The sequence below is a fragment of the Nocardia sp. 852002-51101_SCH5132738 genome, assembly GCF_001665695.1.
GTDB lineage: Bacteria > Actinomycetota > Actinomycetes > Mycobacteriales > Mycobacteriaceae > Nocardia > Nocardia nova.
Genome location: NZ_LZML01000211.1, coordinates 81153 through 102005 on the forward strand (window position 1 = coordinate 81153; position 20853 = coordinate 102005).

22 protein-coding genes, 1 tRNA gene and 1 pseudogene are annotated in these 20853 nt (G+C 68.8%); 9 read left to right on the forward strand and 15 right to left on the reverse strand.

Going from position 1 to position 20853, the window contains the following annotated elements; genetic code table 11:
• Positions 1-36 precede the first annotated feature (36 nt).
• Both A5789_RS33840 and trpB read left to right on the forward strand, forming a co-directional pair.
• Positions 37-1227, forward strand: a complete 1191-nt coding sequence (locus tag A5789_RS33840) for a serine hydrolase domain-containing protein (protein WP_064902383.1) — start codon at positions 37-39, stop codon at positions 1225-1227.
• A gap of 136 nt (positions 1228-1363) precedes the next feature.
• Positions 1364-2605 (forward strand): tryptophan synthase subunit beta, encoded by a 1242-nt coding sequence (gene trpB, locus A5789_RS33845; protein WP_064902382.1) that lies wholly within the window; start codon positions 1364-1366, stop codon positions 2603-2605.
• A gap of 13 nt (positions 2606-2618) precedes the next feature.
• Here trpB and A5789_RS33850 read toward each other — a convergent pair whose 3' ends face one another.
• Complete coding sequence (locus A5789_RS33850) at positions 2619-3683, reverse strand: phosphotransferase family protein (RefSeq protein WP_082941135.1); 1065 nt, start codon at positions 3681-3683, stop codon at positions 2619-2621.
• A 146-nt stretch (positions 3684-3829) separates the two neighbouring features.
• Between A5789_RS33850 and pabB the strand changes: the two genes are divergently transcribed.
• Positions 3830-6070, forward strand: coding sequence for an aminodeoxychorismate synthase component I (pabB, locus tag A5789_RS33855; protein WP_193615470.1), 2241 nt, complete (start codon positions 3830-3832; stop codon positions 6068-6070).
• Here pabB and A5789_RS33860 read toward each other — a convergent pair.
• Positions 6050-6523, reverse strand: coding sequence for a hypothetical protein (locus A5789_RS33860; RefSeq protein ID WP_063011353.1), 474 nt, complete (start codon positions 6521-6523; stop codon positions 6050-6052). The genes pabB and A5789_RS33860 overlap by 21 nt on opposite strands.
• 89 nt (positions 6524-6612) lie before the next feature.
• Between A5789_RS33860 and A5789_RS33865 the strand changes: the two genes are divergently transcribed.
• Complete coding sequence (locus A5789_RS33865) at positions 6613-8250, forward strand: HNH endonuclease (RefSeq protein ID WP_227462736.1); 1638 nt, start codon at positions 6613-6615, stop codon at positions 8248-8250.
• 7 nt (positions 8251-8257) lie between these two features.
• On the opposite strand, the gene A5789_RS33870 is transcribed toward A5789_RS33865, so the two are convergent.
• The 6 genes from A5789_RS33870 to A5789_RS33890 all read right to left on the reverse strand — a co-directional run bounded on the left by A5789_RS33870 (position 8258) and on the right by A5789_RS33890 (position 11064).
• Positions 8258-8629, reverse strand: a complete 372-nt coding sequence (locus A5789_RS33870) for an ACT domain-containing protein (RefSeq protein ID WP_063022945.1) — start codon at positions 8627-8629, stop codon at positions 8258-8260.
• Between the two features lie 20 nt (positions 8630-8649).
• Complete coding sequence (locus A5789_RS33875; RefSeq protein ID WP_064902380.1) at positions 8650-9522, reverse strand: class I SAM-dependent methyltransferase; 873 nt, start codon at positions 9520-9522, stop codon at positions 8650-8652.
• Positions 9519-9860, reverse strand: a complete 342-nt coding sequence (locus A5789_RS33880) for a glyoxalase/bleomycin resistance/extradiol dioxygenase family protein (protein ID WP_039784179.1) — start codon at positions 9858-9860, stop codon at positions 9519-9521. Before A5789_RS33880 ends, A5789_RS33875 begins: the two co-directional genes overlap by 4 nt.
• A gap of 1 nt (position 9861) precedes the next feature.
• Positions 9862-10029: a CopG family transcriptional regulator gene (locus A5789_RS33885; RefSeq protein WP_036499828.1), complete on the reverse strand. Its 168-nt coding sequence runs from the start codon at positions 10027-10029 to the stop codon at positions 9862-9864.
• 80 nt (positions 10030-10109) lie between these two features.
• A complete protein-coding gene (locus tag A5789_RS37550; protein WP_169812493.1) occupies positions 10110-10271 on the reverse strand; it encodes a hypothetical protein in 162 nt (53 codons plus the stop codon).
• Positions 10272-10320: 49 nt separating this feature from the next.
• Positions 10321-11064: an SDR family NAD(P)-dependent oxidoreductase gene (locus A5789_RS33890; RefSeq protein ID WP_064902429.1), complete on the reverse strand. Its 744-nt coding sequence runs from the start codon at positions 11062-11064 to the stop codon at positions 10321-10323.
• A 204-nt stretch (positions 11065-11268) separates the two neighbouring features.
• On the opposite strand from A5789_RS33890, the gene A5789_RS33895 reads away from it, so the two are divergent.
• The 3 genes from A5789_RS33895 to A5789_RS33905 all read left to right on the forward strand — a co-directional run bounded on the left by A5789_RS33895 (position 11269) and on the right by A5789_RS33905 (position 15016).
• The gene (locus tag A5789_RS33895) at positions 11269-12138 is read left to right on the forward strand and encodes an IclR family transcriptional regulator (RefSeq protein ID WP_104362860.1); all 870 of its coding nucleotides are present in this window, start codon (positions 11269-11271) and stop codon (positions 12136-12138) included.
• A gap of 97 nt (positions 12139-12235) precedes the next feature.
• The gene (locus tag A5789_RS33900; RefSeq protein ID WP_064902379.1) at positions 12236-13891 is read left to right on the forward strand and encodes a class I adenylate-forming enzyme family protein; all 1656 of its coding nucleotides are present in this window, start codon (positions 12236-12238) and stop codon (positions 13889-13891) included.
• Between the two features lie 183 nt (positions 13892-14074).
• Positions 14075-15016: a hypothetical protein gene (locus A5789_RS33905; protein WP_063014543.1), complete on the forward strand. Its 942-nt coding sequence runs from the start codon at positions 14075-14077 to the stop codon at positions 15014-15016.
• 7 nt (positions 15017-15023) lie between these two features.
• Here the strand turns inward: A5789_RS33905 and A5789_RS36145 are convergent.
• From A5789_RS36145 to A5789_RS33925, 5 genes and pseudogenes are all read right to left on the reverse strand, one after another.
• A pseudogene (locus A5789_RS36145) lies at positions 15024-15257 on the reverse strand (polyphosphate kinase 2); the annotation flags it as partial.
• 103 nt (positions 15258-15360) lie between these two features.
• A complete protein-coding gene (locus A5789_RS33910; protein WP_063909229.1) occupies positions 15361-15672 on the reverse strand; it encodes a DUF3349 domain-containing protein in 312 nt (103 codons plus the stop codon).
• A gap of 10 nt (positions 15673-15682) precedes the next feature.
• Positions 15683-15982 (reverse strand): hypothetical protein, encoded by a 300-nt coding sequence (locus A5789_RS33915; RefSeq protein ID WP_064902378.1) that lies wholly within the window; start codon positions 15980-15982, stop codon positions 15683-15685.
• Positions 15983-15987: 5 nt separating this feature from the next.
• The gene (locus tag A5789_RS33920; RefSeq protein WP_030518463.1) at positions 15988-17223 is read right to left on the reverse strand and encodes an inorganic phosphate transporter; all 1236 of its coding nucleotides are present in this window, start codon (positions 17221-17223) and stop codon (positions 15988-15990) included.
• Positions 17224-17411: 188 nt separating this feature from the next.
• On the reverse strand, positions 17412-17864 hold the full coding sequence (locus A5789_RS33925; RefSeq protein ID WP_030518462.1) for a hypothetical protein: 453 nt from the start codon (positions 17862-17864) through the stop codon (positions 17412-17414).
• Positions 17865-17990: 126 nt separating this feature from the next.
• On the opposite strand from A5789_RS33925, the gene A5789_RS33930 reads away from it, so the two are divergent.
• Positions 17991-18758 carry a maleylpyruvate isomerase N-terminal domain-containing protein gene (locus A5789_RS33930; RefSeq protein ID WP_082941136.1) on the forward strand — a complete coding sequence of 256 codons (768 nt, stop codon included), beginning with the start codon at positions 17991-17993 and terminating at the stop codon, positions 18756-18758.
• Positions 18759-18881: 123 nt separating this feature from the next.
• Positions 18882-18955, forward strand: a tRNA-Ile gene (locus tag A5789_RS33935).
• A 107-nt stretch (positions 18956-19062) separates the two neighbouring features.
• On the opposite strand, the gene A5789_RS33940 is transcribed toward A5789_RS33935, so the two are convergent.
• Together A5789_RS33940 and A5789_RS33945 are read right to left on the reverse strand one after the other, a co-directional pair.
• Positions 19063-19866 carry an LLM class flavin-dependent oxidoreductase gene (locus A5789_RS33940; protein ID WP_064902377.1) on the reverse strand — a complete coding sequence of 268 codons (804 nt, stop codon included), beginning with the start codon at positions 19864-19866 and terminating at the stop codon, positions 19063-19065.
• Between the two features lie 259 nt (positions 19867-20125).
• Complete coding sequence (locus tag A5789_RS33945) at positions 20126-20788, reverse strand: maleylpyruvate isomerase family mycothiol-dependent enzyme (protein ID WP_082941137.1); 663 nt, start codon at positions 20786-20788, stop codon at positions 20126-20128.
• Positions 20789-20853: the final 65 nt, after the last annotated feature.

Consider the following 20853-nt stretch of genomic DNA (forward strand, 5'->3'; position numbering starts at 1 on the left):
GACGCCGCGGCGGTGACCGTTACCATCGGTTGCACTATGGGCGAGGTTGCTGAGGTACACGGTGAGGTGGCGACCGGTTTCGAGCCGGTCGCGGACGCGTTTCGACGCAACTTCGCCCGGTTCGGCGAGATCGGGGCGGCCGTGGCCGTCTACGACGGGGACCGGCCGGTGGTGGATCTGTGGGCGGGGTTCCGCGATCCCCGCAGACAGCTGCCGTGGGAGCGCGACACCATAGTTCCGGTGTTCTCCTCGACGAAGGGGATGACGGCATTCGCCGTGGCGGGTGCCGTATCCCGCGGAGTCCTCGACTATCAGGCCCCGGTCGCGCAGTATTGGCCGGAATTCGCCGCACACGGCAAGGAATCGATCACCGTGCGGCAGCTGCTCGACCACCGCGCGGGTCTGCCGGTGCTGGACCGGGTGGTGCGGTTGTCCGATATGGCCGACCGGGATCGGCTCGCGGAGATCCTGGCCGACCAGAAACCACTGTGGAGTCCGGGCACCCGGCAGGGTTATCACCCGATCACCGCCGGGCTGTATCAGGGCGAACTGCTCCGCCGCGTCGATCCGCGGCACCGCACCCTGGGCCGCATCTTCGCCGAGGACTTCGCCGGCCCGCTCGCGCTGGACTTCTTCATCGGATTGCCGGAGGAGCAATCCCTCGATCGCATCGCCACGCTCGCGTCCACCTCCGGCCTGGACGTGCTGCGGTACGAGCGAGACGTGCCGCTGCGCATCGCGATTCAGATGTTTCTGCGGCGCGGGCTCACCTATCGCGCCTTGAGCAGCCCCCGCACCGGCGCACCCGAACGTGCCACCCGCCGCGAATTCCTCGGTGTCGAAAGCCCCGCCGCGGGTGGGGTGGGCACGGCGCGTTCCTTGGCGCGGGTCTACGGCGCGGCGGCGGGGCGCACCGGTGAATTGCCCATCGCACCGGGCATTCTGCACCGGCTGGCCACCGCCGACACCGTCGACGACGTGCCCGCAGACGATCTGGTGCTGCTCACCCGCAGCCGCTACCATCTGGGGTTCCGCAAATCGTGTGGCAGCTTCCGTTTCGGCAGCGACAGGCGCGCGTACGGCACCACCGGTTACGGGGGCTCGTTCGGGTTCGCCGATCCCGCAACGGGTTTGGGTTTCGGCTATGTGATGAACCGCCTCGGCACCGCCGTCCTCGACGATGCGCGCGCCCGCGCCGTGCGGGAGGCACTACTCCGCTGCGGCTGATCACGCCACCGCGCCGACTTACCACCACTGACGATGACCTCTTCCGTGCTGTTAACTCACTCTTTGCCGGCAGGTGACCAGGTGTGCGAGCGGATCGCACACACTGTCCGAGCCGGACGGCGAGGAGAAAGCGCGGATGCGAATGGTGATCGGACACAGGCCAACCCACGCCACCACCCGGGACGGCATCCGGGACCCCGGCAGATTCGGCGCGTTCGGCGGCCGCTACGTTCCCGAAGGATTGATGGCGGCGCTCACCGACGTCGAGAACGCCCATCGAGCGGCCTGGGCGGATCCCGAATACCACGGCGAACTCGACCGGTTGCTGCGGGAGCGAGTCGGCCGCCCGACCCTGCTGCACGCGGCGCCGCGACTGGCCCGCGCGCTGAATGTCCCCGGAGTGCAGGTATTCCTGAAGCGCGAGGATATGACGCACACGGGCGCCCACAAGATCAACAATGCCCTCGGGCAGGGGCTGCTGGCCGTGCGGATGGGCAAGACCCGCGTCATCGCCGAAACCGGGGCCGGGCAGCACGGCGTCGCGGTGGCGACCGTCTGCGCCATGCTCGGGCTGACGTGCGTGATCTACATGGGCGCCGACGATATGGCCCGCCAGCAGAGCAACGTCGTGCGGATGCGGCTACTCGGCGCGGACGTGCGCGCCGTCCGTTCCGGTGATCGCCGATTGAAGGCCGCGGTGACCGAGGCGGTGCGAGATTGGGTGGCGCACACCGAAACCACGCATTTCCTGTTCGGCACCGCCACCGGGCCCGCACCCTATCCACGGATGGTGCGTGACCATCAGAGCCGGATCGGCATCGAGTCCCGGGCACAGCTGCTGGCGGCGGCGGGACGGCTGCCCGACCACGTCATCGCGTGCGTGGGCGGCGGCAGTAACGCGATCGGGATGTTCCACCCCTTCACCGGCGATGCGCAGGTGCGGCTGATCGGTGTGGAGGCCGGGGGCCGCGGCTTACACACCGGCGAGCACGCGGCCACACTCAGCGCGGGCACACCGGGTGAGATGGACGGCGCGTTCAGCTACGTCCTGCAGGACCAGGAGGGACAGATCGCGCGAACCCACAGCATCGCGGCCGGATTGGATTATCCGGGGGTGGGCCCGGAACTGAGCCATCTCAAGGACATCGGCCGCATCGACCACGCCGTCGCGACCGACGCGGCGGCGCTGCGCGGACTGGATACGCTGTGCCGGACCGAGGGCATCATCACCGCACTCGAATCCGCGCACGCCGTGGGATATCTGCTGGAGCTGGCCGAACAGGGCGGAATCGCCGAGGACGCGCTGATTCTGCTGTGCCTGTCCGGCCGCGGCGACAAGGATCTCGCCATCCTCGCCGACCTGCTCGACGCCGGCTGACGCCGCGCCCGGCTCATTCGCAGAGCCGGTTGGCCTTCTCGAACAGTTCCAGGGTGATGGCGTGCAGGAAATCGCCGGTCTGCTTGGGCGCCTTGCCGGCGCAGGCACGCGCGTGCGTGCCCTCGAGGACGATGCCGAGTTTGAAGCAGGCCAGCACCGTGTACCAGCCGGCGTGACCGAGGTCGCGGTCGGAGAAGTTCGCGTAGTGGGCGATCATCTCCTCGGCGGTGGGCAGGCCACCCGCGGCGCCGAGCTTGCCGACCAGGGCGGCGCCGGTGGTTCCGGGCTCGGGCCGGGTGGCGATCTGCCAGCCCAGATCCAGCAGCGGATCACCGATCGTCGACATCTCCCAGTCGACCATGGCGGCGACCTCGGGCCCGTCGTAGGAGAACATCATGTTGGCCAGGTGGCAGTCGCCGTGCAGGATGCCCGGCCGCCACTGTGCGGGCCGGTTGCGGTCGAGCCAGTCGCCGACTCGGTCCACCCCCGGGATCTGCGGGCCGGGGTAGCCGTCGTTGCTGCTGTAGGACTCGAGTTCGCCGAGCCAGCGCGGCACCTGGCGTTCCAGGAAACCGTCCGGCTTGCCGTAATCGGCCAGCCCCAGCGCCTCGTAGTCGAGCGAACCGAGCCGGGCGATGGCCTCGACCGCCGACAGTCCCATCTGCCGCCGCACCTCGGGATCGCCGACGTGCAGGGCGGGCAACTCGTTCTGCGGGTTGAAGCCGGTGATCGGCTCCATCAGATAGAAGACCGCGCCGATCACCGATTCGTCGGCGCCCGCGGCGATCACCCGCGGCGCGCGCACGCCGGTGCCGGCCAGCGCGCCGAGCAGGCGGGATTCGCGGCGGATCACGTCGTTGCTCTTGGGACGCAGATGTTTCGGCCCGCGGCGCAGCACGAATTCGCGGCCACCCCGGCGGAACCGCAGCATGATGTTCTGGGTGCCGCCGCCGAGCGAGGTCACATCCTCGAAGTCGCCGCCGGGCAGGCCCTGCTCATCCATCCACTCGCCGACGGCCGCGAAATCGACGACCTCGCGCTCGACCTCGGCCGGTTGCACCACAGACATGCCCCACATTGTGCACCACCACGACCGGTCAACTGAAGGCGTATGCCCTCACTGCGTCGTCCGAGATGCCCGATACGGTGATGCACATGAGCACGTCCCGGTCTCGGCATGCGGGCGAGACCACTGTCGACCACGCGGTGCGCACCCGAACCCCCGTGCGCACCCTGCTGATCGACAACTACGACTCGTTCACCTACAACCTCTTCCAGTTGATCGGCACGGTGAACGGCGCCGAGCCGACCGTGCTGCGCAACGACGAGGTCGACACCCTGGCCGAGCTGGACCTCGACCGGTTCGACAACATCGTCGTCTCCCCCGGGCCCGGACGCCCCGATGTACCAAGGGATTTCGGGATCTCGCAGGCACTGATCGACCGTGCGGAGCTCCCGCTGCTGGGCGTCTGCCTCGGACACCAGGGCATCGTGCTGGCGGCCGGTGGGCGGGTGATCCCGGCGCCCGCGCCCCGGCACGGCTATCCGGACCGCATCAGCCACGACGGTCGCGACCTGTTCGCCGGGGTTCCCGCCGACTTCCTGGCCGTGCGCTATCACTCGCTGTGCGCCGCCCAGCCCCTGCCGGACGCGCTGGCGATCACCGCGACCGCGCCCGACGGGGTGGTGATGGGCGTTCGCCACCGGCACCGCCCGCAATGGGGTGTGCAGTTCCATCCGGAATCGGTGTCGAGCGAATTCGGCGCCGCGCTGCTGGGTAATTTCGCGCGGCTGACCCGGGAGTGGTGGGCGCATCGGGCCGTGACCGGCCGGGCATCGGGCGTCCACGAACCGTCACGGGACATCTCACGGCCGGGCGAATGCCCGGCTCGCCCGCAACTCGGCCGGACGGGCGTCGCGTCGTCGATAGGTGCGACGTCCGCCGCGCCCGATCCGGTCCCCAATGGGCCCGGAACCCCAGAGGCCGGCGCCCCGCGGCCGACGACTCTCACCGTGCTGCACAAGGTGATCGACCGCGCCGTGGAGACGGAATCCGTTGTGCTGCGGGTATATCCGGACTCGCCGACGGCGTTCTGGCTCGACAGTGCGCACGTGGAGCCGGGGCTGGATCGGTTCAGTTTCGCCGGTGATGCGTCCGGGCCGCTGGCGGAGGTGGTCCGGTATCGGGTGGGCGCGGGATGTGTGATCGAGAATCGAACCGGAACGCGCACCGATCCGCGGCCGGTGCTCGACTATCTGTCGGCGCGGCTGAGTGCGCTGAACATCCGATTCCCCGATGTGCCCTTCGATTTCGTCGGCGGCTACGTCGGCTATCTGGGCTACGAGATGAAGGCCGACTGCGGTGCGAGGACCGGGCATCGATCGCCCTATCCGGACGCGCAGTGGCTCTTCGCCGATCGGCTGGTCGTAGTCGATCACGTCGCGGGTCGCACCCATCTGATCGCTGTCACCGACGCCGATTCGGCCGCCGAGAATCACCGCTGGCTGGCCGATACGCGCGCGATCGTCGCGAGCCTGCCGGATCGGCGGAATCCGGAACCGCTCACCCTTCCCGCCGACGAGGAGGCCGTCGTCTCCCGCCTGACCCGCGGCCGGGACCGCTATCTGGCCGATATCGCGGCGGTCGACGCCGAGCTGCGCGCCGGGGAGACATACGAGGTGAACCTCACCGACAGCGCGACCATCGACTCCGATGCGCCGGGACTCGAGGTCTACCGGATGCTGCGGCGCAGCAATCCCGCCCCGTACGCGGCGTACCTGCGCTTCGGCGAGCTCCATATCGCCTGTTCCTCACCGGAGCGCTTTCTGAAGATCGACCGCACCCGCACGGTGGAGACCAAGCCGATCAAGGGCACCGCCCCGCGCGGCGCGACTCCGGAGGCGGACGAAAACCTCTGCCGCGCCTTGGAATTGGACCCCAAGACGCGGGCCGAGAATCTGATGATCGTCGACCTGCTGCGCAACGATCTGGGCCGGGTGTGCGAGCTGGGCAGCGTGCATGTGCCCGAGCTGATGGTCGCGGAGACCTACACCACGATGCATCAGTTGGTGAGCACCGTGCGCGGGCGGCTGCGCCCGGAGGTGGATGTGCTCGATTGCCTGCGCGCATGCTTCCCGGGCGGCTCGATGACCGGGGCTCCGAAGCTGCGGACCATGGAGATCATCGACGGGCTGGAGACCGAGGCGCGCGGCATCTACTCGGGCACGATCGGGTTTCTGGGTCTGGGCGGAACGGCGGATCTCAATATCGTCATCCGTACCGCGGTCCGCGACGAGCGCGGCTGGCGCGTCGGCGCGGGCGGCGCGGTGGTGCTGGACTCCGATGCCGACGCGGAATTCCACGAGATGGTGCTCAAGGCCGCGGCCGCGGCCCGTGCTGTGATCGCGACGGCCGAGTTGCCGCGATCGGCGGGCAGGGCGGGTCTATTTCCCGCGTCGACGTGACTTCGGCTCCGGTTGCGGTGGTTCCGCCTCGCGGCTGGTGAGGCGGCCCAGCATCGAGATGCCCGGCAGTTTCGACAGCCGGTTGAACACCTCCTCACCCAGCGCGATCACGGCCTCGAGCCGCGGCAGCAGCCGGTCGTAGGCCGCGAAGGCCGGATCGGCCAGCGCCAGGGTCCGGTCGAGGCGGTCGATGGTGGAATTGAGCCGGTCGATGGCGATCGCCAGATTCTCGATCAGATCCGGAAGTTGCGCGGCCAACTGTACGGAGGCGGGCGGGAGCCGCACCGCGGTGCCGAAGGCGGTACCGGCGGTGACCTGCGCGGCATCGATGGCCTGGCCCGCGGCGGTCTGCGCGGCCTGCGCGGCGGCCTGGGCGGCGGCGAGGATTTCCGTCGCACCCGGCACCCGCGCGCCGCTGGGCTTACGCCCGGAGTCACCCTTCGGGTTCGTCATGGTTCCACTGTGCCGCACCCGGACAGTCACGAAAAGCTCCGCGCCGACCGCGCGATTCGTGTCGGGGCGGCCTGGCATAGTTCGTGGCGATGACAACCATGCGCCCCACCGTCGACGGTGACGCCACGCCGGTACCGACTTCGCTTCTGTCGGTACTGGTTTCGTGGCGTTCGACGGCGTCGCTGGACGCGCATGCCGTCCTGCTGACCGCCGGCGGGCGGGTCCGCTCCGCCCGCGACGTGGTGTATTTCAACGCGCCGCGCCACCCCTCCCAGGCGGTGACCGTGGATCAGGATCCGCATCCGGGCACCGCGCGGCTGTCGGTCTCGCTGCCCCGGACGGAGGCCGAGATCGTCCGCATCCTGATCACGGGGTCCGGCGCCGACGAGCCGCTGGCCGCACTGCCCGGCCTCGCGGTTTCGGTCGAGGACGCCGAGGGCCTGGTGGCGCGTGCCGACGTGGCCGCGGAGCCGGGTGCGTGGGCCGCGGTGTTCGGAGAGTTCCGCCGGGCCGAGGACCGATGGTGGTTCGTGCGCGGCGGACCGCAGCACGCCGGCGCGGCGGACTTGTTCACGACATTCGGCGCAGCCGTCTCGGAGTCGGCACAGCACCGGTCGCAGCGACTATCGTTGCACCGCAACAGTTTCGCCACACCCATGCCCCCGCCACCGGACGAGCGCCCCGATTGGCATCCCGACCCCACGGACGCGGCCTCACTGCGCTGGTGGGACGGCTCCCGGTGGACCGAGCAGACCGTGGCACGCCCACCCTCCGACCCACGCGCCTGTCCCCGGTGCGGGCGGCGGCGGGGCTGGCGCCTGCTCGGCGCCGCGCCCTGCCGCGCGTGCGCCGCGGAGGTCGAGGACTACCTCTTCGGCTGGCGCACCCGGGCGCTGCGCGTCCTGACCACCACCGGCCCGAGCGGACCCGACTGGGACGAGCTGTGGACGCGGATCCGCCGTCAGCGCATCGACCCCGACACCGCCCGCGCGGCCCTGCGCGGACCCGCCGTCGCCCATCTCGAGCGCATGGCGGCTTTCGCACTCGCCGACGGCACGATCGGCGGCGCCGAGCTGGAACGATTCGATGCGACGGTCGCCGCGCTCGAGGTGCGCGACGCGGCCGTGGACGAGTTGCGCCGCAGCCTGCGGCGGCTGCGCATCCTGTCCCGGCTGCGTGCGGGCGAGCTCCCGGTGATCGCGGTGCCCGATCTGCATCTGGACCCGCAGGAACGCGTCCATCTCGACACCGCCGCGACCCGCATCCGCCGGTCGGGCCGCGGCGCGCAGGCGTCACCGGGACGGTTGATCTGCTCGAACCGGAAGTTACGCTTCATCGGACCCGACGCGGGTATCGAAATACCCTGGGCCCGAGCGGTTTCCGTAGCGGCCACCGAGACGGGCGTGACGGTGGCGGCGACCTCGGCACGCGGCGGGGCCGAATTCGATGTCGACGAACCGGAATTGGTGGCCGCGATCGTGGAAGGCGCCCTGCGAGTGGCGAAACGGCTCACGGTCGCGCCGAGCAGACGCGACAGCCGGTCCATCGCACCCGATATCAAGGCGGAAGTGTGGCATCGCGACGGCGGCCGGTGCGTGGAATGCGGCGCCACCCACTACCTCGAATTCGACCACATCATTCCGCTCAGCCGCGGCGGCGCGACCAGTGCGGCGAATCTGCAGATCCTGTGCCGCGGCTGCAACCGCGACAAGGGCGACCACATCTGAGCCGTCGTCAGCCCGCCTCTCCGGCGATCTCGAATCCGGCCTCGGTCAGCGCATCGGTGGCGGCGGCGCTGCGCGATTCGGGCACCAGGACCAGATCCGCATGGTAGGTCGAGGCGACGAAGACGGGAATGCCGTGCTGCGCCAGGGGTTCCAGAATCGCGGTCAGCGCACCGGAGGTGTCCAGCTCGCGGGGCGTGGCGGCGTACAGGCCGAGCCAGCACGACTCCCGCTCCCACGGCGGGGCCTCGCGCACGACCGTCAGCCCCTCCGGCGCCCGCACCAGCGCCACCCATTCGTCGTCCTCCGGAAAGGTCGCGGACGGGATGTGGTCGACGCTGAATCGGGACGGCACGATGTGCAAGCGCTGGGATTTCGCCATCGGCTCATCGTAGGCGGGGCTCAGGTCGTCGCCACCGGCAACTCCTCGCCGTTGGAGGTGCGCAGCCCATCCGGCCGCCCGGCGAAGTAGCGCGCGTTGAGTTCGTCCGCCGAAATGTGGTGCGCCTGCGCGAAACCGGCCTCCCGGGCCATGGCGACGAGCTGCGCCGGGGCGTAGAAGCTGAGGAACGGCGTGCCCGAGGCCGCCGCACCCGAGACCGCGAATTCCCGGCTCGGCCGATCCTGTTCGTCGAGCAGTTCCAGCGGCGGCTGGAAGGTCATCACGACCGTGGATCCGGGCGCTGTCCGCGCCAGCAGCGACAGCGTTTCGCGGTTGGCCTCGTCGGTGAGATACATGCTCACCCCCAGCGAGGCGACGATAGCGGGCCGGGACGGATCGAAACCGGCCGCGGTCAGGCGCTCCCACCACGAATCCTTCTCGAAATCGACGGGGACCGAACGCAACCACTCCGGGAGGCCGTAACCGGTCTCGGCCAGACGCTGCCGCTTCCAGGCCTGCGTCTGCGGCTGATCGACCTCGAAAATCCGGAAACGAGCGGCGATGTCGGGTTTGCGCTGCGGGAACGTCTCCAGTCCGGCGCCCAGCAGCACGTATTGGCCGACCCGCCCGGCCTGTTCGGTGAGCAGATCCTCCACGAATCGCGACCGCACCACGATGCTCGCCCGGAAGCGGCTGGTGCCCACGGGATCCATATCGCCGCGCTCGCGCCAGCCCTCCGGCGGATCGGCCAGACGCAGGCCGATCTCGTCGTCGAGCACATGCGGCGGCGGGTCGAGCCGAACGTGCAGCGCGCGCCACAGCGCAACCCGCACGGCGGTCTGATCGGGCACGGCGGTCTGATCGGGCACCGCACCGGTCCGGGTATCGCTCATCGGTCACCACCGGGAGCCTGCAGCGTCCACACTCGCCCGTCGGGATCACGCACCGTCATCTCGCGGGTTCCGTAATGGGTGTCGGCGAACGGCGAGACCACCTCGACCGGCGCCGGAAAGTCCTGCTCCGCTTCCACTTTCAGCACGACCTGCATTCCCGGTTCACGATCCGCCGGCACCTCGGCGATGAACAGATACGGACCGTCCCCGTTGCGGAGCTGTCCGGAATTGTGGTCGGTGGCGAATTCCAGTTCGAAGCCCAGCTGCTGGAAGAACTTCGCCGATTTCCCCCAGTTGTGGGTCTCCAGAAAAATCGCCTCGACACCTCTGGCGGCCATCTCACTTCTCCTTCTCACGCGTCGGCGGTTCGGCGCCGAGATACGCCCGCAGCGCCTCGGCCACCAACGCCGACAGCGACATCTCCGATTCGACCGCCCGGTATTTGACCTGCTTGATCAGCTCCACCGGGAGATACACGTTGAACTGCTTGACTTCCTCGGCACCCACGAGAGAACACTAACATGCTAGCAATCTAGATTGCTAGATCTATCGGCCCGCGAAGGTCACGAAGTGATCTTCCGAACCGGCTACTCGGACGGCTCCTCGTCCGATCGCGGCGTCCCCGACAGCCGGATCACCCCCGCCTCCAGGTCGAGATCCAGCCGCGGCCGATGCTGCTGCCCGTCGCTGTCACCGCCGCTCTCGTCGGTCAGCTTCTTGCCGGGGAACATCTCACCGAACACGCCCATAACCCCACGATAGCCGCCTGCGCGGCCGCGGGCGGGGACGGAAACGGCCTCAGCGCAGTTTGATCGACCCGCCGTCGACCATCAGGGTCTGGCCGGTCATGTATTTCGCATCCGCGCTGGCCAGGAATACCGCGACCCGGCCGATATCGCTTTCCGGGTCGCCGAAGCGATGCAGCGGGGTGCGCGCGAGCAAGGCCTCCTCGACGCCGGGATTTGCCTCGATATAGGCGGCGACCCCCTCGGTCAGCGCCAGCGGCGAGATCACGTTGACATTGATGTCGTCGGCGGCCCATTCGTTGGCGGCGACCCGGCTGATCGCCCGGATCGCCTCCTTCGCCGCCGCGTACGAACCCTGCCGCACCTGCCCCTCCAGCCCCGCGCCGGAGGCGAAGTTGATCACCGAGCCGCGGTTGCGCTTCAGATACGGATAGCAAGCGCGCATCAATCGTAAGGTCGGATAGAAGCCGGTGCCGAAGGACAGGTCGAACATTTCCTGGGTGGTCTCGAGCAGCGGCGCCTGCTTGGAGACGTGGGCGTTGTCGACCAGCACGTGCACCGAGCCGAACCGCTCGACCGCCGCGGCGACGATCAACTCGGCGCTCTCCTCGCGGGTGATGTCGGCGTGCAGATACGCCGCTGCGCCGGCCAGCTCCCGTTCCAGCTCACGTCCGGCCTCGTCGTTGATGTCGACGAACAGGATCTCGGCGCCTTCCTTCGCGAAGGCGCGCACGATTCCCCGGCCGATGCCGCCCGCACCACCGGTGACGATCGCAACCTTTCCTTCGAGCCGCACACCCACTCCTCTCGCTCCGGAAAAATTCCACGCTGTCAGGTCCGCGGATTCGGGTCGGGCGCCGTTCCGGTCAGCGGGATACCGGACGAACGGGATGGACCGCCATCGCGCAGTGTGTCTGCCGTCACTACACTCGGGCTTCAATTCCGGTTCTCGCCCAGATTCGACGGGCAGGATGGAAGTGACTCACGATCGGAGGCATCGATGCCACTGGCCACATCGGCACCCCGCCCCCTGCCGCCGTCGATGGTGGAGCGGATGACGCTCATTCTCGACATGTTCGAGCACCGGTCGACGCGGCTGAGCCTCGTGGAGATCTGCACACACAGCGGGCTCCCGCGCTCGACCGCGCATCGCATCCTCGACCAGCTGGTGAAACTGCACTGGCTCGAGCACACCCCTTCGGGCTACTGCCTGGGCCGCCGTTCACTCGGGCTCGGTGGCTACGACGGCCGGCACGGCGAGATCCGCGAGGCGGCGGCCGAGCACCTGCACGAACTGCAGCTACGGACCGGACTCGTGGTGCACCTGGCGGCTCTCGAAGGCGCCGACGAGGTGTTCCTGGACAAACTCGGCGGCCCGTTCGCGCGCACGCTGGAATCGCATGTGGGACGCCGCAGTTTCGCCCACCTCACCACCGGCGGCCGCGCCATGCTGGCCTGGCTGCCGCCGGAGGAAGTGGAGGCACTGCTCGGCAAGCAGCTGTCGAATCCGGTCCAGGGCCGAGGCTGGGATGTGCCGAGCCTGCATCGCGAATTGAACCGGATCCGCCGCAATCGCGGGCTGTCGTTCGACCGCGGCGAATACACCAATGCGATGGTGGGCCGGGTACTTCCCAGCGTGGCCGCCGCGATCCGGGGTCCGCAGGGTCCGCTGGCCGCGATCTGCCTGTGCGGGGAAACGAACTTCGCGACGATGGAGCGTCTCGCCCCGCTGGTCGCGGAGGCGGCCGCGCGAACCTCGCGCGCGCTGGCCGCCGAGTCCCGCGGGCGACGTCATGTCCCGGCCGGCCGGCGCGCACAGGCGGTCCGGACGAACGGGCGCTCGCTCGCCGCCTCGCCGAGCCGCGCCTAGGCGGCCGCGAGTCTCGCTGAGCGGAAACGCCGGCATATGCCGGCGGCGTGCGTGACACAGTGCGGTGGTTGTGATGCTCCACACAGAAGGACCGCCCATGACCACCACGTCCATGCCCGATATCGCCGCCGTCATGCGCGAGCTGGCCGGTCCGGGCGGCAGATTCGAGCTCGTCGAGGAGGAGGTTCTCGGCGCTCGCATGCCGGTGCTGCGACACCGTCGCCGCGCGGTCGCCGAACTGCTCGCCGACTCGGTGCGCTTCGGTGACCGGGACTATCTCGTCACCGAGGATCGGCGGGTGAGCTATCGAGAACACGCCGCCGCGGCCGCCGCGCTGGCCGCCGCGCTGCGGGAGGAGTACGGCGTGGGGCGCGGTGATCGGGTCGCGATCCTGGCCGCGAACACCGTCGAATGGGTGATCACCTTCTGGGCGGCGCAGAGCCTCGGCGCGATCGCCGTCGGGCTCAACGGGTGGTGGGTGCCGCGCGAGATCGAGTACGGACTGGCGTTGACCGAACCGGCCGTGGTGGTCGTGGACGCGAAGCGGGCGAAGCTGCTCGCCGATATCGACACCGCCGCCGCAGTGGTGACCATGGACGAGGATCTGCCGCGTCTGATCGCCGCCCACGCCGGCGCCGAACCGACGGTCCCCGACGTGGCGGAGGACGATCCCGCCGTCATCCTGTTCACCAGCGGCACCAGCGGAAAACCCAAGGCGGCCTTGCATTCCCAGCGTAATCTGCTCGCGGTGACCGGCTATTTCGAGTACACCGACGCACTGGCCGCCGCGTTCACCGGAAAGACCCTGGAACCCGGCGCGCCGCTGGATCTGCGCTGCCTGCTGACCTCTCCCCTGTTCCACATCGCCAGCCTGCACAATCTGGTGGTGCCGCGGCTGGCCACCGGCAGCGCGGTGATCATGCCGCAGGGCGGATTCGACGCCGACCGGATTCTGCGCCTGATCGAGAAGGAGCGGGTGACCAACTGGGGTGCGGTGCCCACCATGGCCTCCCGGCTGCTCGAACACGGCGATATCGGACGCTACGACACCTCCTCGCTCACCGCCTTCGCCCTCGCGTCTGCGCCGTCGTCACCGGCGTTCAAACAACGTCTGCGCGAAGAGGTTCCGTTCGCTGCCGACGCCTTGGTGGACAGCTACGGCCTCACCGAATGCAGTACCGCGGTCGCCGTCGCCACCCCTGCCGACCTCGCCGAATCCCCCGGGACGCTGGGCCGGCCGATCATCAGCGTGGCACTCGAGATCCGCGATGCCGACGGGACACCCGTTCCGGAGGGCGTCGAAGGTGAGGTTTACGTCCGCAGCCCGTTCGTCATGCTGGGTTACTGGCGCAATCCCGAAGCCACCGCGGCGGCGATCGATGCCGAGCGCTGGTTGCGCACGGGCGATTTCGGCGTGATGGAACAAGGTCGCCTGCGCCTGACCGGCCGCCGATCGGATCTTATTCTGCGCGGCGGCGAGAACATCTACCCGGTCGAGATCGAGCAGTGCCTCGACGAACACCCCGATGTCGTGGAATGCGCCGTCGTCGGTGAACCGCACCCCGATCTCGGGCAGCAGGTGGCGGCCGTCGTCGTTCTCACCGAGGGGTCCACGGCGTCGGAGGCGGATCTGCGCGAATTCGCCCGCGAACGGCTGGCATATTTCAAGGTGCCCGAACGGTGGCGGATCACCTCGGATCCGTTGCCGCGCAACATCACCGGCAAGCTGATCCGGTCCGGGATCACGGTCTGACACAGGGGTTTCGAGGTGTCGGCCGGCGCCCGCGACTCGATCCGGCGCCGATATTGCCGAATGTACGCCACGCCGGGCTCTACACTGGTGCGGACCTGATTGCCCTGTGTCACAGAGTGAGTGGTGTGCATGCCTCCGGATCCCGACCAGATGACGGCGGCGTTCGAACGATTATCGGCCCGAATGACGGTGCTGCAGGCCGGAATGCTGCTGGCACCGACGATGCACGAACAGGGTGCCGCCCGCTACGGCCGCATTGTCGCGGCGCAGCTGGCGGCACTCACGATCCGCGGACATGTCGATGTGCATGTCGGTAACGACGGATTCGAGGGCGCGGATTCGCTGCGAGCGGTCCTGCTCCCCGGCCCGCCCGAACCGGTGGCCGCCGAGGAGCGGCAGTTGTTGCGGCATCTGTTCGGCAACGGCTACTCCGTGCGCATCGCCGCCTGCACCGACGGGCCGGGCTGGGATCGGCTGAACGCGACGGTGCGCCGCGAGTTGATCGGCAACGGTTTCGGCTGGGCCAAACCCGATCGATACCGGGCGCTGCGCACGATGGTCCGGCTGCGCCGGCGCATGCTCGATTACGCGGCACAGCGACCGGCGTGGCAGGACAACGAGGCGCTGCACCTCGCGGGCTATCCCTACGCGGTGCTGTTCGCCGTCGACACCGGTCCGGGCCCGCATTGGCCGGGACCGGAGGAAGGCTCGCAGGCGCAGCTGTCCCTGCCGTGGAATCTGCCGCAGGCCTGCGCGCACGCCGTCCGCGATTCCGGCGAGATCGCCTACAGCGCGCCACCGGTAGGCACCGAGGAGCGGCTGGCCGAAGTCGAGCAGCTGCTGATCGCCATGGATTCCCATTCGCAGGGGGTGCGGTACCACCATATGGTCGAGGCCGAGCGACTGCACCGCTTGATCGACGATTACCGCTGGCGCTACAGCTTTCACACGCTGACCACCTCTCCTCGCCCCGAGCTGCTGCGCGCCGCACTGCTGGATCTGGTGCGCGAAACCGAAACCGTGCGCGCGTATGTGCGGCCCGGAGTGCCGGGTCACGAAGAGGCCGTGCTGGTTTGGATGTACGCGGTGCGGCTGTCGGATCTCGTCCTGGACCGCACGCCGTGACCCGGGGTCAGGAGCCGACCACGTCGCGGGCGCGGCCGACGAGGAGCGGATCGGCGGGAGCGACGATGTCGAGTTCCTTGTTCTCGTAGTCGAACAGGCCCAGGACGTGGCGCATCGCGTTGAGGCGGGCGCGTTTCTTGTCGTTGCTCTTGACCACGATCCACGGCGCGTAGTCGGTATCGGTGTGTTCGAAGTTCTCCTCCTTGGCGGCGGTGTAGTCGTCCCACTTGTCCAGCGAGGACGATCTGCGCCAGGTCGTCGACGATGAATCCGGTGGTGTCGGTCAGGTCGACGGCGGACTCGAGGTCGGCGACGGCACTGAGATTGCGTTGCATGTCCGCCCTTCAGTCGTGGAATCCGGTGAGCGGCCAGCCACCGGCGGCGAGCTTCGCCGCGACTTGGCGCAGATCGTCCTCGCTCGGTTCGCAGCGGGTCACTTCCACGATCGCCGCCTCGACCTGCTCGCGATCGACGACGTCGGGCCGGCCCGCCAGCAGCAGGCCGAGAATCCGGTCGAGTTCGTCCTTGTTCAGTTGCTTCTTCAGCAGCGCGAGCAGCGGGAAGTAGTCCTTCGGTGGGACGCCGTCCGGGTAGCCGGCGCGCAGCCAATCCAGGATCTGCGCGAGCAAGCCCTCATCGTTGGTCCTCGAATTCACCTGTGTACTCCTACTTCTCGACCAGGGTCGGATAGATGTGCTCGAAGCTGACCGCTTTGCCGAAACCGGACGCGACGATGATCGTGATACCGACGGCGATCGCGGCGACCACGACGGCGAAGACCACAACGGCCACCGCGGCGCCGAACGGATTGGGCCGGTGGACGGTTCCGTCGGCCGACTCGTGTCCGTTGGCGACCGCGAGACCGCGCACGCCGACGGCGAACAGCGCGGGCAGACCGGCGCCCAGCACGATGCCGACGAGCAGAATCTTCCAGACCGATTCGAGAACGAGCTTTATCGTTTCCATGGTTCTCAGACCTTCGCGATCGTGTCCGCGGGAGCGACCGGCTCGTCCCATTCGGCGTTGACGTTGGTGTGGTCGACCTTCTGCGCTTGGGCGCGCCGGTACATGTAGACCGAGAGCGCGCACAGGATCGCGAAGGCGATCAGCGGGCCCAGCAGGGTCGGGATCTTCGCGGCGATCACCCACATCACCGCGCCCACCACGGCGGCGGCCGGCAGGGTGATGACCCACGCCGCCACCATGCGCAGCGCGATGTTCCAGCGCACCTGCGCACCGGGCTTACCGACACCGGAACCCAGGATCGAGCCGGTGGCGACGTGGGTGGTCGAGAGCGCGAAGCCGAGGTGGCTGGAGGCGAGAATGATTGTCGCCGAGGAGGCTTCGGCCGCCATGCCCTGCGGCGAACTGATCTCGACCAGTCCCTTGCCGAGCGTGCGAATGATGCGCCAGCCGCCGATATAGGTGCCCAGGGCGATGGCGGCGGCGCACGCGAACTTCACCCACAGCGGGACATTGTCGGTTTCGTGCCAGGCGAGGGGGCCGGTCGACCGCGGATCCGAGGCGCTGTAGCCGATCAGCGCCAGGGTGATCACGCCCATCGTCTTCTGGGCGTCGTTGGTCCCGTGCGCGAGCGAGACCAGGGAGGCGGTGCCGATCTGCCCCCACCGGAACCCGGCCTCGGTGAACCGTTCGCCGATACCGACCACGATCTTGAAGATCAGGAAGGTGCCGACCGCGGCCACGATGCCCGCGATCACCGGTGAGAACAGCGCGGGCATGATCACCTTGCCCACCACCCCGTCGATCTTCCCGTGCCCGATCCACACCACGCCCGCACCGGAAGCGATTGCGGCGCCGATCAATCCGCCGAACAGCGCATGCGAACTCGAGCTCGGCAGGCCCAGCAGCCAGGTCAGCAGATTCCAGATGATGCCGCCGATCAGTCCTGCCATCACGATGATCAGCAGGGCCCGCCCGTGATCCGCGGTGAACTCGGCTTTCGGTGTCCCGTCCTTGTTCTGGATCTTGACCACCGCGTTGGTGACCGTCAACGCGACCTCCACCGACAAGAACGCACCGACCAGATTCAGCAGCGCCGAAAGAGTCACCGCGGTCGTGGGTTTGAGGGCACCCGTCGCGATGGACGTCGCCATCGCATTCCCCGTGTCGTGAAAACCGTTGGTGAAGTCGAAGGCAAGCGCCGTGACGATCACCAGCAGCAGGATGATCAGTTCGCTGTTCACTCTCGTGATGGTGCGGTGTGCAGGCCTCGCCCACAATCCCCTGCCGCTTTTCGGCAACGCCGCCTAGCTGGGCGTTTCATCGACGTCGGGCAGAGGTTCATCGAAAGTTCCCGATGGAATCGTCTGCCTGCCACTTGCCGGAATCGGCGGGGCCTCCGGTGAACTGATCGCCCTGAGGATCTGCGGCGCTAGGCGGCGACGATGGCCTCGGCGACCAGGCGGAGATCCGGCACCGCGCCCCGCGGTTCACGCACCCAGGTCCGGCGCGGGTTGCCAGGGGTGGGGAGCGCGATCAACGCGCCGGGACCGGTCTGGGTGACGAAGCAGCGGAACAGGTCCAGCGACCACCATCCCGCGCCCTCACCACAACGGGGATTCTCGGCCAGAAACGACCACACGCACCGGTCCCCCACCCCGACCCGCATCACCGGCACCGCCAGATCACCGAGTATGCCGAGCACCGAAGCGCCCCGCTCGGCGGGTGTCATCACCGCACAGAGGCGCCCCGACCGCATGACCAGCGCCCCGATCCGTTGTTCGTACCAGGTGTCACCGAATATCTCCCGATATCGCGACTGCGCGGGCGCAATGCACGGAGTGGTCTGTTCGGTTACCTGCTCGCTCGCGTAGATGGCTGTCATCAGCCGATCCTCCAGCCCGTTCGCTATCGGACTGTGGCGGTGGAGTGACAGACGTGCTACAGAACAGCGGGGACCGTCCGGCACAGTTCGGTAGGGGCCGAAGGGTTTCGCTTCTACTCTCCCGGCATGAGTTCAGCTGTGCAGCAGAGTCGTGAGGCCGAGGCATTCCTCGAGGCGCGCCGGGCCATCGCTCCGGAGGTGGTCCGCGCGTGTGCGGGGTGGACGGCGCACGAGGTTACCGCGCATCTCGTGGCCGGGGCCGTCGAGATCAGCCGGCATCTGGAGCCGTATCTGAACGGTGAGCCGGTGCCCGCCACGCGCGGGTTCGAGGAGCGGGAGGCGCCGTTTCGGGCGATGAGCGACCCGGAATTGATGCGACGGCTGGAACTCGAGGAGCAGCGGTTGCGGGGGCTGCTCGGGGATGTTCTGGCCGCCGACCCCGACGCGGTCGTCCCGTGGACCGGCCGGACCATGCCCGTGGCGATGTTCCTGCCGCATCTGCGCAGCGAGTTCGCCGTCCACCGCTGGGACATCACCGGGGACGACGGCATCGGCGACGAACTCCTCGCCCAGCCCGAACTCACCGCCCACGCCGTGCGCGCGCTCGGCCCGATGCTGCTGGCGTCGGGCGTGCGCCGCGATCCGTCTCCGGATGAGAATTTCGACGTGCGGCTGTGCTCACCGGGGGCGCCCGATATCCGGCTGTCGGTTGAATCTGGTTGCGCTGCACTGAGTTCGGTCGAGGACGCATCCGACGCCCCCGGCCTCGAGCTGGACGCCGCGGCCCGCCTCCTCGTCCTGTGGGGACGCCGTCCCGAGCCCCGCACCCGCGTCCGCAGCACCCTCACTCCCGCCCAACTCACCAGGCTGCACGCGCTGCTCGCCGGCTACTGACACGAAAGGGCGAAACCGCCCTCGCGCCACCCCCTTTCACCACGAGACGCCACCCGCCCGAGCCCAACTAGGCCGTCGCACCCCCGACCCGGTAGCATCCCCCACGCGCGTGCAGCGCGGCGAGGGGCGGTAGCTCAGTCGGTTAGAGCCGCGGACTCATAATCCGCTGGTCGTGGGTTCGAGCCCCACCCGCCCCACAATCTCTCTCACCAGCGGAATCGCCTAACCGTAGAGTCGGCCCGAGACAGCACAGCGCTCGATGAGCCGTGTACTTCATCGTGCTGATTCGAGGGCCGCGACCCGACTACCGCCCCGCGAGTTCGGCGACGACCGGGGCGAACCGGTCGGCCATGTCGGCGCCGAAGACGAAATAGGAGAAGCCGATCTCTTCGCGGCGTCGTTGGATTTCCTCGAGGGCGGCGGCCGGATCATCCGGAAGTACGTTCAGCGCGTCCGCCGCGCGCAGCGCGGCCGGGTCGGTGTCGGGGGATGCCATATACGGCGCGACGGTATCGCCGACCACGGGCACGGCGAGTGCGAGCTCGAGATCGCCGGTGGTGCGGAAGTCGCGGGCCAGGCGTTCGACCTCACTTCGAGGCTGGTCCCCCAGCGCGAAGGTGACCGTGTCGGCGACCTCGGCCGCCAGCGCTCGGGCCTTGGGCCCGAGGACGGCCATCGCCACCGGGGTGTGACGGTCGGGGCCGTCGAGATCGCGCAGCGCCTTCACCGTCTCACGCACCTCGGCCAGCCGCTCGCTCGGCGGGAGGACGGGCAGCCCTTTGTCGCGCAGCTCGTCCTCGATACCCGGCCTGCCGGTGCCGATGCCCATCTCGAAGCGGCCCTCGGTCAGCAGCGACAGCGAATGCGCTTCCCACGCCGTCTGCCAGGGCGGGCGCAGCGGAGAGGCGTACACCCAGGTGCCCACGCGCAGGTCGGTCAAGGCGGCGGCGGTGGCCAGCATGGGGCCGGGGGCCGGTTGCGTGAGCGGAAAGTCGGGAACCAGCACCGTCGAGTATCCGCTGCCGGCGATGCGGCGCACGCGATCTCGCCACGTCGGCACATCGGTCGTGAGCGGGGCGACGACCCCGAAGCGAAACGGTCTCGTCATGGCTGAACTCCTGTCGGTCGGTGCGTTCGAAAACATGGACGGCGGATCCCCGCGAAATTCATCGGCGCGGCCGGAAAGCGTCCGGCCATGCACCGACCACGTCGCGGGGTGGGCGACGATGAGCGGCCGGTCGGACTGGCGAGGTTCTCCAGCCGTATGCCTCAGCTGTCGCCCACCAACTGCGGTGCGTAATCTTCGGTGGGCTAAGCGTTCTCGCAAGAGGCGGGAGGGAAACCCGCCGCCGTCCGAGCCCAGGGAACTATCGCCGCCCCGCCCGCATCGCTGTCAACTGCGCCGCGCCCTCGCCGGTGAGCCGGTCGAGGGCCGGCGCGCGGCCGGTGATGAGCAGCAGCAGGTCGGCGGCGGCCCCCTCGACGACCGGTCCGGCGCCGGCGGTCCATCGGCAGTCGGAGGCCACGAGGCGGTAACTCCCGAACTTCGAGCGGGCATGGAACGGAAAGCCACCGTTCCATACGCGATCGAGGGCCGATCGCGCTGCGGGTACCGGCATTTCGCGGGGGATGCCGAGCGGGATCGCGATGTCCTGGCCGTGTACGAGCAGATCCATCAGGCGGTCGACGGGCGTCGTGCCGACGGGTGTGCGCCGAACGCCGATACTGTCGTGCAGGTCGGCGAGCAACCGGGTCGTGGTCCGGCGGTCGGCGTGGCGGATGGCGCTGTCGCGGACCATTCGATCGAAGTCGCCTCGGGCTCGGATCAGATGGAACAGGATCGTCCCGAGGCCGGAATCCGCCGACAGGATCAGGTGTGCGACCACATCGCGAACCCGCCAGCCCGCACACAACGAAGGCTGCTCCCAACCACTCTCGGGCAGGGCCCGCAACAGTTCGACCAGGCTCGCGCGCTCGGCGGCGACGGCCTGCCAGACCTGCTCGGTATCGATCGATGTCTTTCCAGCCATTGTCGGAACTCCTCAGGGTGATCGGTGTTGCCGTACCGTAGGAGTTCCAGCCGGGTGGAGGTTCC

What these genes read in the sequence shown, in the direction of transcription:
- A5789_RS33840 (WP_064902383.1), top strand. Translation starts at nt 37, where the DNA reads ATGGGCGAGGTTGCTGAGGTACACGGTGAGGTGGCGACCGGTTTCGAG.
- trpB (WP_064902382.1), top strand. Translation starts at nt 1,364, where the DNA reads ATGCGAATGGTGATCGGACACAGGCCAACCCACGCCACCACCCGGGAC.
- A5789_RS33850 (WP_082941135.1), bottom strand. Translation starts at nt 3,683, where the DNA reads ATGTGGGGCATGTCTGTGGTGCAACCGGCCGAGGTCGAGCGCGAGGTC.
- A5789_RS33860 (WP_063011353.1), bottom strand. Translation starts at nt 6,523, where the DNA reads ATGACGAACCCGAAGGGTGACTCCGGGCGTAAGCCCAGCGGCGCGCGG.
- A5789_RS33865 (WP_227462736.1), top strand. Translation starts at nt 6,613, where the DNA reads ATGACAACCATGCGCCCCACCGTCGACGGTGACGCCACGCCGGTACCG.
- A5789_RS33870 (WP_063022945.1), bottom strand. Translation starts at nt 8,629, where the DNA reads ATGGCGAAATCCCAGCGCTTGCACATCGTGCCGTCCCGATTCAGCGTC.
- A5789_RS33875 (WP_064902380.1), bottom strand. Translation starts at nt 9,522, where the DNA reads ATGAGCGATACCCGGACCGGTGCGGTGCCCGATCAGACCGCCGTGCCC.
- A5789_RS33880 (WP_039784179.1), bottom strand. Translation starts at nt 9,860, where the DNA reads ATGGCCGCCAGAGGTGTCGAGGCGATTTTTCTGGAGACCCACAACTGG.
- A5789_RS37550 (WP_169812493.1), bottom strand. Translation starts at nt 10,271, where the DNA reads ATGGGCGTGTTCGGTGAGATGTTCCCCGGCAAGAAGCTGACCGACGAG.
- A5789_RS33895 (WP_104362860.1), top strand. Translation starts at nt 11,269, where the DNA reads ATGCCACTGGCCACATCGGCACCCCGCCCCCTGCCGCCGTCGATGGTG.
- A5789_RS33900 (WP_064902379.1), top strand. Translation starts at nt 12,236, where the DNA reads ATGACCACCACGTCCATGCCCGATATCGCCGCCGTCATGCGCGAGCTG.
- A5789_RS33905 (WP_063014543.1), top strand. Translation starts at nt 14,075, where the DNA reads ATGACGGTGCTGCAGGCCGGAATGCTGCTGGCACCGACGATGCACGAA.
- A5789_RS33915 (WP_064902378.1), bottom strand. Translation starts at nt 15,982, where the DNA reads ATGGAAACGATAAAGCTCGTTCTCGAATCGGTCTGGAAGATTCTGCTC.
- A5789_RS33925 (WP_030518462.1), bottom strand. Translation starts at nt 17,864, where the DNA reads ATGACAGCCATCTACGCGAGCGAGCAGGTAACCGAACAGACCACTCCG.
- A5789_RS33930 (WP_082941136.1), top strand. Translation starts at nt 17,991, where the DNA reads ATGAGTTCAGCTGTGCAGCAGAGTCGTGAGGCCGAGGCATTCCTCGAG.
- A5789_RS33940 (WP_064902377.1), bottom strand. Translation starts at nt 19,866, where the DNA reads ATGACGAGACCGTTTCGCTTCGGGGTCGTCGCCCCGCTCACGACCGAT.
- A5789_RS33945 (WP_082941137.1), bottom strand. Translation starts at nt 20,788, where the DNA reads ATGGCTGGAAAGACATCGATCGATACCGAGCAGGTCTGGCAGGCCGTC.